Origin of the sequence: Streptosporangium sandarakinum, assembly GCF_013409935.1 — a bacterium.
In the GTDB taxonomy this organism is placed as follows: domain Bacteria; phylum Actinomycetota; class Actinomycetes; order Streptosporangiales; family Streptosporangiaceae; genus Streptosporangium; species Streptosporangium nondiastaticum.
Genome location: NZ_JACCCO010000002.1, coordinates 91,403 through 106,945 on the forward strand (window position 1 = coordinate 91,403; position 15,543 = coordinate 106,945).

General features: G+C 75.7%; 16 protein-coding genes and 1 pseudogene. 9 read left to right on the forward strand and 8 right to left on the reverse strand.

All coding sequences use genetic code 11. From position 1 onward, the window contains the following. Positions 1-17: 17 nt before the first annotated feature. Positions 18-1,451 (reverse strand): MFS transporter, encoded by a 1,434-nt coding sequence (locus tag HDA43_RS19055; RefSeq protein ID WP_179823612.1) that lies wholly within the window; start codon positions 1,449-1,451, stop codon positions 18-20. Then, entirely contained in the window at positions 1,448-2,206 is a 759-nt protein-coding gene (locus tag HDA43_RS19060) for a TetR/AcrR family transcriptional regulator (RefSeq protein ID WP_179823613.1), read from the reverse strand. Before HDA43_RS19060 ends, HDA43_RS19055 begins: the two co-directional genes overlap by 4 nt. A 356-nt stretch (positions 2,207-2,562) precedes the next feature. On the opposite strand from HDA43_RS19060, the pseudogene HDA43_RS19065 reads away from it, so the two are divergent. Together HDA43_RS19065 and HDA43_RS19070 are read left to right on the forward strand one after the other, a co-directional pair. Then, positions 2,563-3,351 (forward strand): annotated as a pseudogene (locus tag HDA43_RS19065) (manganese catalase); the annotation flags it as partial. A 151-nt stretch (positions 3,352-3,502) separates the two neighbouring features. Next, the gene (locus HDA43_RS19070; RefSeq protein WP_179823616.1) at positions 3,503-4,852 is read left to right on the forward strand and encodes an Nramp family divalent metal transporter; all 1,350 of its coding nucleotides are present in this window, start codon (positions 3,503-3,505) and stop codon (positions 4,850-4,852) included. 102 nt (positions 4,853-4,954) lie between these two features. Here the strand turns inward: HDA43_RS19070 and HDA43_RS19075 are convergent, their stop codons facing one another. After that, positions 4,955-5,761, reverse strand: coding sequence for an SDR family NAD(P)-dependent oxidoreductase (locus HDA43_RS19075; RefSeq protein WP_179823618.1), 807 nt, complete (start codon positions 5,759-5,761; stop codon positions 4,955-4,957). 432 nt (positions 5,762-6,193) lie between these two features. Between HDA43_RS19075 and HDA43_RS19080 the strand changes: the two genes are divergently transcribed. Then, positions 6,194-6,733 (forward strand): dihydrofolate reductase family protein, encoded by a 540-nt coding sequence (locus HDA43_RS19080; protein ID WP_179823619.1) that lies wholly within the window; start codon positions 6,194-6,196, stop codon positions 6,731-6,733. A gap of 22 nt (positions 6,734-6,755) precedes the next feature. On the opposite strand, the gene HDA43_RS19085 is transcribed toward HDA43_RS19080, so the two are convergent. Further along, entirely contained in the window at positions 6,756-7,064 is a 309-nt protein-coding gene (locus HDA43_RS19085) for a branched-chain amino acid transport AzlD family protein (RefSeq protein WP_179823621.1), read from the reverse strand. A gap of 96 nt (positions 7,065-7,160) precedes the next feature. After that, a complete protein-coding gene (locus HDA43_RS19090; protein ID WP_179823623.1) occupies positions 7,161-7,865 on the reverse strand; it encodes an AzlC family ABC transporter permease in 705 nt (234 codons plus the stop codon). 68 nt (positions 7,866-7,933) lie between these two features. Between HDA43_RS19090 and HDA43_RS19095 the strand changes: the two genes are divergently transcribed. The 4 genes from HDA43_RS19095 to HDA43_RS19110 all read left to right on the forward strand — a co-directional run bounded on the left by HDA43_RS19095 (position 7,934) and on the right by HDA43_RS19110 (position 11,094). Then, positions 7,934-8,518 (forward strand): helix-turn-helix domain-containing protein, encoded by a 585-nt coding sequence (locus tag HDA43_RS19095; protein ID WP_179823625.1) that lies wholly within the window; start codon positions 7,934-7,936, stop codon positions 8,516-8,518. A 60-nt stretch (positions 8,519-8,578) separates the two neighbouring features. Further along, positions 8,579-9,067 carry a hypothetical protein gene (locus HDA43_RS19100; RefSeq protein ID WP_179823627.1) on the forward strand — a complete coding sequence of 163 codons (489 nt, stop codon included), beginning with the start codon at positions 8,579-8,581 and terminating at the stop codon, positions 9,065-9,067. Continuing rightward, a complete protein-coding gene (locus tag HDA43_RS19105; protein WP_179823629.1) occupies positions 9,042-9,893 on the forward strand; it encodes an alpha/beta fold hydrolase in 852 nt (283 codons plus the stop codon). Before HDA43_RS19100 ends, HDA43_RS19105 begins: the two co-directional genes overlap by 26 nt. 460 nt (positions 9,894-10,353) lie before the next feature. Then, complete coding sequence (locus HDA43_RS19110) at positions 10,354-11,094, forward strand: hypothetical protein (RefSeq protein WP_179823631.1); 741 nt, start codon at positions 10,354-10,356, stop codon at positions 11,092-11,094. A gap of 106 nt (positions 11,095-11,200) precedes the next feature. Here HDA43_RS19110 and HDA43_RS19115 read toward each other — a convergent pair whose 3' ends face one another. Then, positions 11,201-12,505: an erythromycin esterase family protein gene (locus HDA43_RS19115; protein WP_179823633.1), complete on the reverse strand. Its 1,305-nt coding sequence runs from the start codon at positions 12,503-12,505 to the stop codon at positions 11,201-11,203. A gap of 160 nt (positions 12,506-12,665) precedes the next feature. Next, the gene (locus HDA43_RS19120) at positions 12,666-13,148 is read right to left on the reverse strand and encodes a CatB-related O-acetyltransferase (protein ID WP_312873431.1); all 483 of its coding nucleotides are present in this window, start codon (positions 13,146-13,148) and stop codon (positions 12,666-12,668) included. 131 nt (positions 13,149-13,279) lie between these two features. On the opposite strand from HDA43_RS19120, the gene HDA43_RS19125 reads away from it, so the two are divergent. Beyond that, complete coding sequence (locus HDA43_RS19125; protein ID WP_312873432.1) at positions 13,280-13,837, forward strand: TetR/AcrR family transcriptional regulator; 558 nt, start codon at positions 13,280-13,282, stop codon at positions 13,835-13,837. Between the two features lie 92 nt (positions 13,838-13,929). Continuing rightward, entirely contained in the window at positions 13,930-15,108 is a 1,179-nt protein-coding gene (locus tag HDA43_RS19130) for a BUD32 family EKC/KEOPS complex subunit (RefSeq protein WP_179823635.1), read from the forward strand. Between the two features lie 93 nt (positions 15,109-15,201). On the opposite strand, the gene HDA43_RS19135 is transcribed toward HDA43_RS19130, so the two are convergent. Further along, on the reverse strand, positions 15,202-15,354 hold the full coding sequence (locus HDA43_RS19135; protein WP_179823636.1) for a hypothetical protein: 153 nt from the start codon (positions 15,352-15,354) through the stop codon (positions 15,202-15,204). Positions 15,355-15,543 lie beyond the last annotated feature (189 nt).

Below are 15,543 nucleotides of genomic sequence, written 5' to 3' on the forward strand. Positions count from 1 at the left end.
GGAGCCGGCCACCGCTGTCACCGAGTGGAGACCGTACGGTCACCATGATCACCGAGGTCATCGCGGGCGCCGTGCCCTGTCTTCCGGGCCGCCGGCCGCGAGGCGGGCAGCAGGGCCGCCGGGAGGACGGCGAGGGCGGTGAGCGCCGCCAGCGTGAACATGACGGGGTCCGCGGCCCGGCCGGGGGCCGCCGCGGATGTCCCGGTCGCGACGGCGGGCATGAGGCCCGCGGCCACGGCGGTGCCGAGGGCGGTGCCGATGTTGCCGGCGGTCTGCTTGAGGCCGCCGACGACCCCGGCGTACCCGGCGGGCGCGTCGCCGACGACGGTGCCGGTGGCGGTGACCATCACGGCGGCGAAGCCCGCGCCGAGGACGGCGAAGCCTGCCCCGGCCGTCCACCCGTCGAGCGGGAAGGACAGCGCCGCGATGCCCGACGCCGCCAGGAGCACGCCGGTGACGGCGGTGCGGCGCGCCCCGTGCCGGCCGAGCGCGGCGCCGGCGACGGGGGCGCCGACGACCATGAGCACGGTCAGCGGCAGGGCGCGCAGGCTGCCGGCCAGCGCGTCGAGCCCGAGCAGGTCCTGCATGCGGAACGTGGCCGAGAACAGCGCGCCGAACATGCCGGCCGCGGTGACCAGCAGCATCGCCATCGACGCGGTCACCGGCGTCGACCGGGCCACGGCGCGGGGCACGATCGGGTGGCCGGCCCGGCGTTCGTGCGCGGCGAACGCGACCATGGCCGCCGCGGCCGTGAGGAGCCCGAGCAGCGTCGGCGCGGCGCTCCAGCCGCGGCCCGGCGCCTGCGACAGTGTGCCGGTCAGCACGGCCAGGGCGAGCGCGATCAGCGCCGCGCCGCCGGCGTCCAGCCGTTCCGCCGCCGCACGCGGCGCACGCGGCGTGCGCACCGCCAGGGCGAGCGCGGCGGTGGCGAGTGCGAGGGGGATGTTGATGACGAACACCGAGCGCCAGCCCAGGTGCGCGACGAGGAACCCGCCGAGGACCGGGCCCGCCGCCGAGGCGACGCCGATGGCGGCGGTGCGCAGGGCGACCGGTCTGGCGAGCCGGTCGCCGGGGTAGGTCAGGCGCAGCAGCGCGAGCGTCGCCGGCTGTAGTAGCGCGGCGAACACGCCCTGGACGGCGCGCAGGGCGATCAGCCAGCCGGCGGTGGGTGCGAAGGCGATGGCGGCCGAGGCGGCCCCGAACCCGAGCGTGCCGATGACCAGCAGCCGGACGTGCCCGTGGCGGTCGCCGAGGCGTCCGGCCAGGACCAGCAGCGCGGCCACCGCGACCAGGTAGGCGGTGCCGGCCCACTGCGCCTGCGCCAGGTCGGCGCCCAGTTCGCGGCGCAGGCTGGGTTGCGCGGCCAGCAGCACGGTGCCGTCCAGCGCGACGATGGCCGCGCCGGCCACGCTCGCCGTCAGCGCCAGGCGGCGTCGTACGGCGCCGCTCACCGGGGGGCCGGCCCGAGGTGGGCCTCCAGGGCCGCCTCGACGAGCCGGTCGAGGCGGCCGGTGTCGGCGGGCGCGGCGTCGAGCATCAGCGGCAGGCTTCCCCAGCTCCACAGCTGGGCGAGGCCGTGCAGGTTCGCCCACAGGGCGGCGGCCGTCACCTCCGGCGGCTCGGCGTCCCCTTCCCGGTCCCCGGGGCCGGTCCCTTCGTGCCCCTTCCGCTCAGCCCGGTGCCGGGCGGCGAGTTCGACGAGCTCACGGAACAGGGGCCGCGTCGTCTCCCGCAGCCGCGGCCGCTCCGGCGCGGAACCGCCCGCCTCACCGTTCTCCCGGCCGGGCGCGCGGTCATCCGTACGGTCGCCCGGGTGCCCGCCGGCCCGGTCATCGGCCCCGCCGCCCGGCGGGACGGCGGCCGGGCCGTCGCCGTCGAGCAGGTCGTGGCGGAACATCAGCTCGAACATGCCGCGGTTCTCGACGGCGTAGGCGACGTAGGCCGTACCGATCGCCCGCAGCCGCTCGCGCGGCGTCGCCGTGCCCTCACCGGCGGCGGCGAAGCGGGCGGCGAGGTCGGCGAATCCGCGGTGGGCGATCGCCGACAGCAGCGCGTGGTGGGTGGGGAAGTACCGGCGCGGCGCGCCGTGTGACACCCCGGCCCGGCGGGCGATCTCCCGCAGGCCCACCGAGGCGCTGCCCCCGGCCGTCACGAGTTCCACACCGGCGTCGACCAGCCGCTCCCGCAGGGAGCCCTCAGAATCCATAGACAGTGTCTACCACCCTCTTGTAGACACTGTCTACAAGAGGGTGGGCCCCGGCGGAGACCCCTCGGCGGCGGGAAACCCCACGCGGCGCCGAGTCGCACGGGAGGTCCCCATCGATGGCCGCGACGGAAGGTGATCGTGCATCGCCTTCTGTGGCGCGATATCTCCGAATAAGGGTGTGGCAGGAACTTTGCCCGGCACGGAACGGCGCAGGGTGTGGCGATCCGGCCCGGGTCCGGGGGACCGTGATGGAATTCTCAGGCGCCCCCGCGAGATCCACCGGCAAAGGAGTCCTTGTCCCGGCGGGCGGCGTACGGCTCCGGGCGGCCCTCATCCGGCTGACCCGAGGAGCGAGCATGTTCTTCCACACCAAGCGCCTGCAGCTCGAGGCCAAGCCGGAAAAGCCCGACCCCGTCTACGCCCACAAGCTCCAGGAGCTGCTCGGCGGCGCCTACGGCGAGATGACCGTCACCATGCAGTACCTGATGCAGGGCTGGAACTGCCGGCTCCCCGGCAAGCACAAAGACCTGATCATGGACATCGCGACCGAGGAGATCGGCCACGTCGAGATGATCGCCACGATGATCGCCCGCCTGCTGGAGGGGGCGCCGGCCACCGCGACCACCAAGATGGCCATGGCCGACCCCGTGATCGGCGCGGTGATCGGCGGAATGGACCCCCAGCGGGCCATCGTCTCCGGCGGCGGCCCGCTGCTGGCCGACAGCAACGGCCACCCCTGGAACGGCCGCTACGTCGTAGCCGGCGGCAACCTGCTCGCCGACCTCTACGCCGACGTCGCCGCCGAGGCCCAGGGCCGCATGCAGGCGGCGCGGCTGTACGACATGACCGACGACCCCGACGTCAAGGACATGCTGAAGTTCAACCTGGCCCGCGACACCCTGCACCGGAACATGTGGCTGAAGGCCATCGAGGAGCTGCAGCCCGACGGCCTGGAGCCCCTGCCCATCGCGCCGAACGCGCTCTTCGAGGAGGAGCACGCCGAACACGCCTCGGCGATCTGGAACCTGTCGGAGGGCGACGAGGGCGCGCAGGGCGGCTGGGCGTCGGGCACGCAGCCGGACGGCAGGCACGAGTTCTCCTACTACATGGAGCCCCGCGCGCTGGGCGACGTGGCCATGCCGCCGCCACCCGATCCCAAGCTGTACGACACCTACGACGGCAGCCTGGGCGAGCCGCGCGGCCCGGCCCTGGGCACCGGGACCGGCCCGATAGGCAAGATCAAGGACGCACTGAGCCGACCCGCCCGCGGGCGGCCTCAGACGATGGGAGGCGCGCGTGCTCGATTCCCCCCGCGGCCGGGACGGGACGCCGGCCGGCGGACCGGCGCCCGCCGTCCTCGGCCCGCCGGGCCCGCGCCGGGCGGCGCGCCTCACGGCGCTGGCCCGGTTGTGCGGCCCGGCGTTCGTCGTCTCGGTCGCCTACATCGACCCGGGCAACTTCGCCACCAACATGTCCGGCGGCGCCCGCTACGGCCACATGCTGCTGTGGGTGATCGCCGGCGCCAACGTGATGGCGATGTTCGTCCAGGCCCTGTCGGCCAAGCTCGGCATCGCCACCGGCCGCAGCCTGCCGCAGGTGTGCCGTGACCGGCTGCCGCGCCCGCTGACGCTGCTGCTGTGGGCGCAGGGGGAGCTGGTGGCCGTCGCCACCGACCTGGCGGAGTTCATCGGCGGCGCGCTGGCGCTGAACCTGCTGTTCGGCCTGCCGCTGCTGCCGGCCGCGGCGCTGGTGGCGGCGGTGTCGTTCGCGCTGCTGGGGCTGGCGCCGCGCGGCCGGCACCGTTTCGAGGCGGTCATCGGCGCCATGCTCGCCGTCGTGCTGGTCTGCTTCGCCTACCAGGTGCTGGACTCCGGCTCCCTGTCCGGCGCGGCCGCCGGGCTGGTGCCCCGCCTGGCCGGGCCCGACAGCCTGCTGCTGGCCACCGGGATCATCGGCGCCACCGTCATGCCGCACGTCATCTACCTGCACTCGGCGCTGACCCGCCACCAGGCGGGCCTGCCGGGCGGCGCGTCCGGCGCATCGGGCGCGGTGGGCCCGTCCGGTGCGGTGGACCCGGCCGATCCGGCGGGCCTGGCGGGCCGCCGTACGGCGGTGCGGGCCAGCCGCGCCGACATCACACTCGCCCTGGGCGTGGCCGGTCTGGTCAACATGGCGATGCTGACGGTCGCCGCCGCCACCTTCGACGGCGGCGACCCCGGCAGCCTCACGGCCGTGCACGCCGGCATCGGGGCGGCGCTCGGGCCGGTCGCGGCGCTGGCGTTCGCCCTGGCGCTGCTGGCCTCGGGCCTGGCCTCCTCCAGCGTGGGCACCTACGCCGGTCAGATCATCATGGAGGGTTTCCTGCGCCGCCGCGTGCCGCTGACCGTGCGCCGCCTGGTGACCATCGCGCCGGCCGTGGCGATCCTGGCGGCAGGGGCCGATCCCACCGACGCGCTCGTGCTGAGCCAGGTGGCGCTGTCGTTCGGCATCCCGTTCGCGCTGGTGCCGCTGGTGGCCTTCACCGCCAGCCGCCGCGTCATGGGGCCGCTGGCCAACGGCCGGCTCACCACGGCGCTGGGCGCCGCGGTGACCTGCGCCGTCACCGTCCTGAACGGTGTGCTTCTGACGCAGGTGCTCACCGGCTGAGGCCGGGGGAGAGCCTGCCGCGGTGCTCCCGACCGTGCCCGCCCGCCGTACGGTGGGACGCACCGTACGGCGGGGCGGGCCTTTCCGCCTTCTCCGGGGGCTTCAGACGGCCTTGGAGAAACCGGCGTCCACCGCGAAGTCGGCGCCGGTGGTGCTGGCCGAGCGCGGCGAGGCCAGCAGGGCGATCACGTCGGCGACCTCCTGCGGGTCCACCAGGCGCCCGGTGGTGAGGTTCATCATCTGCGGCGCCACGGTGTCCATCACGCTGTCGCGGTCGGTGCCGGCCTGGGCGGCGATGATGTCGGCCGCGCCGCCCTCCTCGGTCCACCACGCCGTGCGCACCGGGCCCAGGGAGACGGTGTTGACCCGGATGCCCTGCGGCGCGTACTCCTCCGACAGCGTCTGGGTGAGGGTGTTCAGGCCGGCCTTGGCGGCGTTGTAGTCGACGTTCATCGGGGCAGGCTGGCGGGCGACGCCGGAGGAGACGTTGACGATCGAGCCGCCGCCGCGCGCCAGCATCAGCGGGATGGCGGCCCGGACCGCCCGGACGGCGGAGAAGAGGTTGAACTCGAACATCCGCCGCCAGTCGTCGTCGGTGGGCGCCATGAACGAGAAGCGCGGCAGGCTCACCCCCGGCGGGGGGCCGCCGGCGTTGTTGACCAGGATGTCCAGACCGCCGAACTCCGCCTCGGCGCGGGCCACGACCTGCGCGGGGGCGTCGGGGTCCATCAGGTCGGCCGGGACGTGCACGAGGTTGCTCCCGGCCAGGTCGTCGAGGCCGGGGCTGGTCTTGCGGGAGGCGGCCACCACCCGGGCCCCCTCGGCCAGCAGGGTGCGCACGACGGCCAGTCCCACGCCCTTGGAGGCGCCGGTGACGACGGCCACGCGTCCGGACAGCTGCAGATCCATCGAAAGTCTCCGTTCCTTGCGGCGGCCTTCGCCGCCGGCCGCGGTCTGCCGCGGTCTTCCGGTGTGCGGCCCGCCGCGCCTCCCGGGCCGGGCGGCGGGCCGTGATCTCGACAGTAGGCCGGTCGCGAAGAGGGCGTCCGGCGGCGGCCGGACGTGCAATTCCAGCGGTGATCGGACATGCAATCGCCGGTGCTCTCCGGCGCACCCGCACCCGCACCCGTACCCAGGGCCCCGGCGGGCCGCCTCCCGCCTCGCGGGCCCGCCGGGACGGCCCGCCTGATCCGGATCCGCCCGATCCCGGAAGCGCCGGGCGCGCCGGGACGCGGGGCGCTCCGATACGGCTCTTGGGGAGATGGCCCCCGCCCGGCGGGCACGGGAGCATCTCATCAGAGATGATCGCGCCCGGTGCGGGCGAACCACCGAGGAGATGTCATGCGAAAGATCGTCGCCGGTTTCTTCCTGTCCCTGGACGGCGTCATGGAGTCGCCGGAGAAGTGGCACTTCCCCTACTTCAACGAGGAGATGGGCCAGGCCGTGGCGGCGCAGGCGGCCGGCGCCGACGCCATGCTGCTGGGCCGGGCCACCTACCAGGAGTTCGCCGGCTACTGGCCCACCGCGGGCGACGACCCGATGGCGGCGCAGATGAACGAGACGCCCAAGTACGTCGTCTCCTCCACCCTGAAGACGCTGGAGTGGCAGAACTCGACGCTGATCAGCGGGAACGTCACCGAGGAGATCGCCAGGCTCAAGCAGGGGCCGGGCAGGGACATCTCGATCACCGGCAGCGCCACCCTCGTGCGGTCGCTGCTGCGTGAGGGGCTGCTGGACGAGCTGCGGCTGCTGGTCCACCCGATCGTCGTGGGAAGCGGCAGGCGTCTGTTCCCCGAGGGCGGCGAGCAGACGCCCCTGAAGCTGGTGGAGTCGCAGACCTTCGGCACCGGCGTGGTGCACCTGATCTACCACCCGGCCTGAAGGCGCCGGAGCCGCACCCGGCTCAGGGCACCCCGCACAGCCGCAGCGCGGCCGTGACGGCGGTGGCCGCGACGACGACCACCGGGAACGGCGCGCGGCGCAGCGCCAGGACGCCGGCGGCCAGCACGCCGGCCGGTCTGGCCCAGCCGGCGAAGCCGCCGTCCTCGGTGAGCGCGGCGGTGACCGCCAGCGCGGTCAGCAGCACGGCGGTGGCGGCCGGCAGCAGCCGCCGCAGGCGCCCGGGGACCTCCACCCGGTCACGCAGCAGCGGCCCGGCCAGCCGGAACGCGTACGTCCCGGCGGCCAGTACGGCGATGGCGAGCAGGGGCATCGGTCGCACCTCCTTCGTCGGATCCTTCGTCGGGCGGACGGCGGGAACCGCGCCCCGTCCTTGCGTGGCCCGTGCCCGCGAGGGGCGCGGGTCGCCTCACTCCGGCCGTGCGCCGGGTCCCCGCCGCCCGGCCGCCGGGCGGCTGCCGGGCACCGCCAGGCCGCCGAGGGACAGCAGCACCGGCAGGCCGGCGGGCAGGAACGGTGTGGCGGCGAGGGCGGCGGCCGTGCCGTACAGGGCCGCCCGGCGGGTGACGCGCTCGCGCAGCGCGGGCAGCGCCAGGGCCAGCAGCACGGCGGGGAAGGCCGCGTCGAGCCCGAGGGCCGCGACGTCGCCGACGGCCCCGCCGGCCAGCGCGCCGCCCGCCACGGCCAGGTTCCAGGAGGCGAACAGCGCGAGCCCGCAGGTCCAGAAGGTGACGCGGCGCGCCCGCGTTCCGTGCCGGGCCAGCACGAACGCCACCACCTCGTCGGTGATCAGATGGGCGCCCGGCAGCCTGGTGGCGAGCCGCCCGCCGAGGGCGTCGGCGACGGCGAAGCCGAAGGGCAGCAGGCGGGCGTTGAGGACCAGCCCGGAGGCGACGGCGGCGAGCGGGTCGCCGCCGGCCAGCACCACGCCGAGCGCGGCGAACTGGGCGCCGCCGGCGAAGACCAGCAGCGACATGGCGACCGGCGCCCACGGCGGCAGGCCGCCGGAGACGGCGATCGCGCCGAAGGAGGCGCCGACGAGCGCGTCGGCCAGGCAGACCAGGGCGATGTCGCGGAGAGTGCCGCGACCGATTGTTCGCCATAACGAACGCATAGTCGATATACTGAACACTCCACTGCCGGTCCGTCAAACCGAACGAAACGATCCGATGGAGTGAACACATGGCCGACGGCGCCCCGATCCCCGGCGAACCCTCACCCCTCGGCCTGATCGCGTCGATCGCGACGTCGATCCGGCGAGAGCGCGAGCGCGCCGGGCTGTCGCTGAGCGAGCTGGCCCGCCGCTCCGGCCTGGCCAAGTCCACCCTGTCGCAGCTGGAGGCCGGCACCGGCAACCCCAGCGTGGAGACGCTGTGGGCGCTCGGCGTCGCACTGGGCGTGCCGTTCAGCCACCTGGTCGATCCGCCGCGACCGGCCGTACGGGTGGTCCGCGCCGGCGAGGGGGAGGCCACCCGCTCCGAACACGCCGACTACGCCGCCACACTGCTGGCCTCCTGCCCGCCGGGTGCCCGGCGCGACATCTACCGCATCGAGGCCCAGCCGGGCGAGCCGCGCCTGTCGGACGCCCACATGCCCCACACCACCGAGCACCTGGTGATCGGTGCGGGCCGGGCACTGGCCGGCCCGGCCGGCGAGCCGGTCGAGCTCGGCCCGGGCGACTACCTGACCTACCCCGGCGACGCCCCGCACGTCTTCCAGGCCCTTGAGCCCGGCACGAGCGCGGTGATCGTCATGGAGCACCGGTGACCCGGGCGGGAGACCTCACTACTTGACATCATAGAGCAAGTACTTGCTATCGTTCGTCAAGTGAGTACGGCAGAGCACGTCGCGCTGGCCGGTGAGCTGGCCGCGCTGACCGAACGAAGGATCACCGACCCGCTGGAGATCCTGCTCGGCTCCGGCGAGCAGACCGGGCTGGTCAGGGAACGGCTGCGCATCGAGGCCGAGGTGTGGGCCGCGCAGCTGCTGGGAGCCGACGAGCGGCTCGCGGTCCACACCGCGGCGCGGCTCATCGCGGCGCTCTTCCCCGCAGACGGCCCGTTCGACCCGCCCGACGAGTGGTGGCGCACGGCCTTCGGCCGGGCGGTGGCCCGGCGCGCGGGCCACCCGGGCAGGCAGGCGGTGCCGTTCGCCACGGCCGGGGCGATGCTCGGCATCACCCGCCAGGGCGTTCACGACCTCGTCAAACGCGGCAAACTCGACCGCCACCCCGACGGCGGGGTGACCACCGACTCCATCCGCCGACGGCTCGACCAACCCCAGGAGCGCCATGCTGCACGACACGACCGTCACTGACCACGACATCCCCCTGGCCGTGCGCGACTCCGGCGGAGCCGGTGACCCCGTCCTGCTGCTGCACGGCCTCGGCGGCACCCTGGAGGCCTGGGACGCCCTCGGCCTCGAAGGCCACCGCACCGTCGCCATGGACCTGCGCGGCCACGGCCGCTCCGGCGACGGCCCGTGGGACTGGGAGGCGGCCCTGGACGACCTCGAGGCCGTGGTCAGGTGCCTCGGCCTGGGCAACCCCGCCGTCGCCGGCCACTCGCTGGGCGGCATGCTCGCCGTGCAGTGGGCCCTGCGCCACCCCGAGTGTCCCGCCGTCGTCAACCTCGACGGCCTGCGCTCGGCGGAGAGCGACCCGGGCAACTACCCGGGGATGGACCCGGCCGAGCGGGACCGGGCCCTGGCGGACCTCAAAGCCGCCTTCGACGCCCAGGCCGCGAGCATGGGCCGGCCGCTGCCGCCCGAGACCCAGGCGATGTTCCCCTCCAGGGCCCTGACGACAAGGGACGGCCGGACCTACGCCCGGCCCGGCGCCGAACTCCTCGCGGCGGTGCGCCACACCCCGCCGTTCCGCGACACGATCCCGCTGCTGCGCAACCTCACCTGCCCCGCGCTGGTGGTGATCCCGGCCCAGGACCCGCCGGCCATGCCGGGCGGGGAGCTGATGGCGGCGTTCCGCAGGGGAGTGCGCCGCGACCTCGCCGGCCTGCCGTCCAACGTCCGCCTCCGGGAGCTGGACGCCGGCCACGACATGCTCACCGAGCGGCCCGAGGAGGTCGCCGCGCTCATGGCGGCCTTCCTGGCGGCGAACCCGCCGGGCGGCGCGTCACCGGCCTGAGGCCCGGAGGGAACCCGGCCCGGTCCCGGCGCGTCGCCGGTGTGAGCCGGCCCCACCCGGACGGTTCGCCGCGCCGGCCGCCCCAGGGGAGCCACCCGGAAGGCGCGGCCCGCGCCCGGCCCGAGGGGACCGGCTCGCGCCCCCTCTCTCAGGCCGCTCCCCGGTACGCCCCCCTGAGTGCACCCGAAGACGCGGCGGAAGACGTCGATGAAGGCGCTGGCCGAACGAGCTGGGGGGCGGTGGGCGCGGGCCGGTTCCGGGCGGGCGCGGTACGGCGCGGCGACACACCGCGCCGGAAACCACCGCTACCGCCGCACGCCGCTTAACCTGCGGGAAAGGAGCCGTGCCGACCCGGCCCAGCCGCACGGTCCTCCCCGCGCCCGCGCGGGGAGGACCGGCGGGTGCGGACCCGGTGGAAAGCGACCGGACACGGTCCGGGGAAGCGGGGAGAGGAGGGGGCATGACGCGTCACCGCCGCCGCGCCGTCGCGGCCACGCTGTGCCTAGTGCCGGCCGTCGCCTGCGCGGCCTGCGCCGGCGGCCCGGCGGGCACCGCCCCGGCCCCCGTACGCGGCCCGGCCGCCCCGCCCGGAAACCCGGCGGGCACCGCGACCGGCCCGGCATCGGACGGCCCGGCCCCGGACGGCGGCGCCGGGGGAGGCGGCCTGCCGCGGGGCTTCGCGCGGGCCGGCGGGCCGGAGAACGGCCTGACCTTCGGCGTGCCGCGCTCCTGGGTCGCCCTGGACACCACCGGAGGCGGCCTGGAGCGGCGCCTGGACCGGGCGGGCCTGACAGACAAGCAGATCCACCGGGCCCGGGCCGGGCTGGAGCCCGTGGCGGCCCACGACGGGATCTGGGCGTTCGACCCCGCCTCCATGAGCCGCTCCCCGCACCGCTTCGCCACCAACCTCACCGCCCGCTGCCGGCCCGGCACGACCTCCTCCGCGCAGCTGCTCGCCGACGCCGTACGGCGGCTGGCGCCGCTGCGGGGACGCGTCCTGCGGGCCGGCACGGTGCCGGTCGCCGGCGGACGGGCGGCGCGCGTCGGATACGTCTTCACCGTCGGCGGCGTGCGGCTGCACGGCCTGCGCCTCCTGCTGCCCGCGCCCGGCGATCGGACCTGCGTGCTGACGCTGAGCACCGACGACGCCGCCCGCCGGGGGCTGCTGGAGCGGATCGGCGGGACGCTGCGGCCCCTTTGACCGGTCTCTGTGACCGGCCCCGGCGACGAGCCGGGACCGGCGGACCGGACCCGGATCCGGCGTCGGCGGTCGCGGCGTTTCAGCGCGGTGATCCGGCCGTCGCCTCTCAAGGGGCGCCGGCTCCGGCGTCACCGGCCACGGTGGAGACCGGGACGTTGAGGACGCCGTCGAACGCCTCCAGGACGGGGGTGTGCACGTAGGCGCTCCGGATCCGGATGCGGTCGGGGCCGGGGGAGTGGCCGGCGCCGCCGGGGGCCTCCGCGCGCATCCGGCGGAGGTCGGCGACGGCGAGCCCGAGACCGGCGTCGGCGAAGGCGGCTTCGACGCTGCCCGGCTCGGGCGGCTGCAGCGCGGCGTCCTCGACGGCGAAGCCGAAGCGCGCGTTCTCGTCGGGGCGCATGTCGGCGGTGTGCCCGGCGGTGCTGGTCAGGCCGAGGGCGAAGTAGTCGTCGCCGAGGGCCCTGTGCAGGTAGTGACCCATCGGGAACCCGGTTAGCCGGCCGCCGAAGGAGATCGGCTCCTTCTGGATGTGGGCGTTGTGGGCCGCCAGCACGACGCGGGTGCCGGGCGCGAGGCGTTCCAGGTGCCACAGGAGTGATCCGGCCATGTAGGCGTCGCGGGCCGAGGTGTCGGCGGTCAGGCCGTCTCCGGCGTAGAGGCCGGCCATGGCGCGGAAGCCGTAGTCGGCGTGGCAGGCGCCTTCGAGGCGGCGCAGGGCCACGTCGTAGTCGTGCCGGTCGCCGCGGGAGACGTACAGCGGCTCCAGGGAGCGGAACCGGATGAGCAGGCGCGTCAGGGCGGCGCTGAGGGCGTCCTGCTCGGCGGTGGTCAGGCGGGTCCAGGCCGGTGCGGCCGAGGCCGCGGAGGCGCCGGCGAACGATCCGGCGATCCGCATCGCCTCCTGGAGCACCGGCAGGGTCTCCGGGTCGATCCGGCGCAGGTAGTCGGCGACCGGGGCCAGGGCGGGCAGCAGGGACCCGCCGGCCGCCGGGATGTCGATCCCGGCGAAACGCACCGGTTGCGCGGCCGTGGCGTTGTGCCGGCGCATCCAGCGCAGCGGCTCCTCCACTCCCACGGGGATCGTCGCGGCGAGGTGGGCCCGCAGGTCGTCGTCGGTGCCCTGGCCTTGGGCCCAGGCGTCGAGGGGGAAGCCCTCGCTGAAGCCGTACTCGAAGGCCAGGACGGTGAAGCCGCAGCGCTCGGCCAGGAAGCGCAGGATGCGCTGCCGCAGGTGGGAGAACTCGGTGATGAAGTGGGAGTTCTCCCCGATCGCGACGACGCGGGCCGAGCCGATGATGCCGCGCAGCGGCTCCAGGTCGTCGAGCGGCGCCTCGGGGTCGAGGTGGGTGAGCGTTACGGCCCGGCGGCCGAGCCGGTGGGTGAACGGGTCGCGGTGGGCTGAGGCAGGCATGCTGATACTCGATTCGGGTTTTCCGGAAGGGCGGACGAACGGCTCGGCGGGCCGCCGCCCCGCCGCCCCGAGCGGGCGGGGGCCGGTGGACCCGGGGTGTCGTCGCCGGACACGCCGGGATCCGCCGCTCCGCACGGGCGGGGGCCGGGCGCGACCGCGTCTACGCGGGCGCCGCGTTCTCCAGGTCGTCGATGGTGCCGGACATGATCGTGCGGATGTGCCGGGTGATGTGCTCCAGCGGCCAGTCCCACCAGGCCAGGGCCAGCAGGCGATCGATGTCGGCGTCACTGTGGCGACGGCGGATGAGCCTGGCGGGGTTGCCCCCGACGACGCCGTAGTCGGGGACGTCGTCGACGACGACGGAGCCGGAGGCGATGATCGCCCCGTGGCCGATGCGGACGCCGGGCATCACCGTGGAGCGGTAGCCGAACCAGACGTCGCTGCCCACCACGGTGTCGCCCCGTCCGGGCAGGCCGGTGATGAGGTCGAAGTGCTCGGCCCAGGAGCCGCCCATGATCGGGAAGGGGAACGTCGAGGGACCGTCCATGCGGTGGTCGGCGCCGTTCATGATGAACCGCACGCCCTCGCCCAGCGCGCAGAACCTCCCGATGACCAGCTTCTCCGGCCCGTAGTGGTACAGCACGTTACGGGTCTCGAAGGCGGTCGGATCGTCGGGGTCGTCACTCCCAGGACCCGCGGGACCCGCGGGCCGCCGGGGCGGCGCCGGCGGCCCGGCGCCGCCCCGGCGGCCGTACCGCCCGCATCCGCGCGCAGGTGCTCGACGCCGTCCTCACCGAGCTCGCCGAGCACGGCTACGACGGCCTCACCATGGACGCCGTCGCCGCGCGCGCCGGCGCGCACCGCGCGACGGTGTACCGGCGCTGGGGAGACGTCGGCGGCCTGCTCGCCGACGTCCTCGACGCCGCGGGCGAGGACGACTGGCAGCCCCCCGACACCGGCTCGCTGGAAGGCGACCTGGCGGCGCTGAACCACGAGATCCAGGACGCGCTGACCGCGCAGCCGCCGATCATGGCGGCCCTGATCGCCGCCTCGTTCCGCTCGGAGAAGGCCGACCACGCCCAGCGGCGGCTGTGGGAGGACCGCTACGCCCGCTGCGAGGCCGTGGTCGGCCGGGCCGCCGAGCGCGGCGAGCTTCCGCCGCGCACCGACGCCCGGCGGCTGCTCATCGCCGCCACCGCGCCGCTGTACCACCAGCTGGTACTCCTTCGCACGCCGCCCGACCCGGACCTGCCCGGCCAGGCGGCCAGGGCCGCCTCCCTCGCCGCGGCCGCCGGCGCCTTCACCGGACCCCCGCCGGCCGGCGACGCCTGAGGAGCGGGTGCCACCGGGTGGCGGGACCGCGGCCCCGGCGGTAACGTCCTCACCGGCACGGCCAAGATCACATCGACAGGCGGGCGGGCACCATGGAAATCCCGGACCGGAACGCGGACGTCTCCCGCCGCGAGCGGCTGCGCCGCCACCGCGAGGTGACGGCCGCGCTGGAGCCGCTCGACGACCGGCGGCTCGGCGAGCTGCTGGAAGGAGCCCGCCCCCTGGGCTCCGGCGTCGGCGGCGCCTCGCTGCTGCTGGACGTCGGCGGCGCGCCGGTGTTCGTCAAACGCGTCCCCCTGACCGACGCCGAACGCCGGCCCGGTGACGTCGGATCCACCGCCAACCTCTTCGGCCTGCCCGCGTTCTGCCAGTACGGCCTCGGCGCGCCGGGCCTCCCCGGGCCGGGCTTCGGCGCCTGGCGCGAGCTGGCCGCGCACACCATGACGACGGACTGGGTGACCGCCGGCCGCACCGACGCCTTCCCCCTGCTGCACCACTGGCGGGTGCTGCCCGGCGCACCGCCGCCGATCGCCGAGCACGACGACATCGACGCCGTCGTGGCCTACTGGCACGGCTCGCAGGCCGTGCGCGAGCGGCTGGAGGCGCTGAAGCGCGCCTCGGCGAGCCTGGTGCTGTTCACCGAGTTCATCCCGCACGCCCTCGACGGCTGGCTCGCCGAGCAGGTCGCCGCCGGCCCCGAGGCCGCCGCCGCGGCGTGCGCGATGCTGGAGTCGCAGCTGCTCGGCGAGGTGGCGTCCATGAACGCCGGCGGCCTGATGCACTTCGACGCCCACTTCGGCAACATCCTCACCGACGGCCGGCGCCTGTACCTCACCGACTTCGGCCTGGCCACCAGTGCCCGGTTCGAGCTGTCGGAGCAGGAGGCGGCCTTCGTGGAACGCCACCGCACCCACGACCTCGGCTACGTCATGATGCGCCTGGTCAACTGGCTGGTCAGCGACGTGTGCGGGGTGCGGCAGGCGCCGGGCACGCCACCGGCGCGGCGCAACGCCTTCATCCGGGCCTGCGCCGAAGGCGGCGCCCTGCCCGAACTCCCCGCCGGCGCCGCCGAGACGATCCCGGACGGCGTCGCCGACACGATCCTGCGCTACGCGCCCGTCGCCGCCATCATGAACGACCTCTACTGGGAGCTGTTCGGCTCCAGCAGGCACACGCCCTACCCGGCCGAGCAGGTCGAACGCGCGCTGCGCGCCGTCCCCGTACCGGCCGCGACCGGTACGGGAACGGCCCCGGCGCCGCAGGCGGGGTAGGCCGACCGCGGCACGGCACAGGACGACGCCGGGCGCGGCCGGCCGTCGCCGTCGCCGGCGCCGTCGGCGGCGCCGTCGGCGACGGCCTGGTCGCTATGGCGCCTCGACCGAGATGCGCACGGCCGGCGGCCGGGCGAGTACCCAGGCGATGGCGACCTCGGCCACCGTACGGCCAGGGCGGTCGGCGATCGGCCGCAGAGCCTCGGCGAGCCGGAGGCCGGCGGCCAGGAGGACTGCGCCTCCCACACCGCGCTGCGGCTCCTGACCACGTGGGCCGATCAGGAGACGCCCGCCGGCTGACCCCGCCGCGACCCGCACACCTTCACGATCGCGACCGCGGGTTGCGGGCCCACCCCGGCCGCACCCCCGCGAGACGCCGCGAGGCGCCGCACGGGTCCCGCGATCACCTCGGCCGCCGCCCCCGCGGCGCCTGGC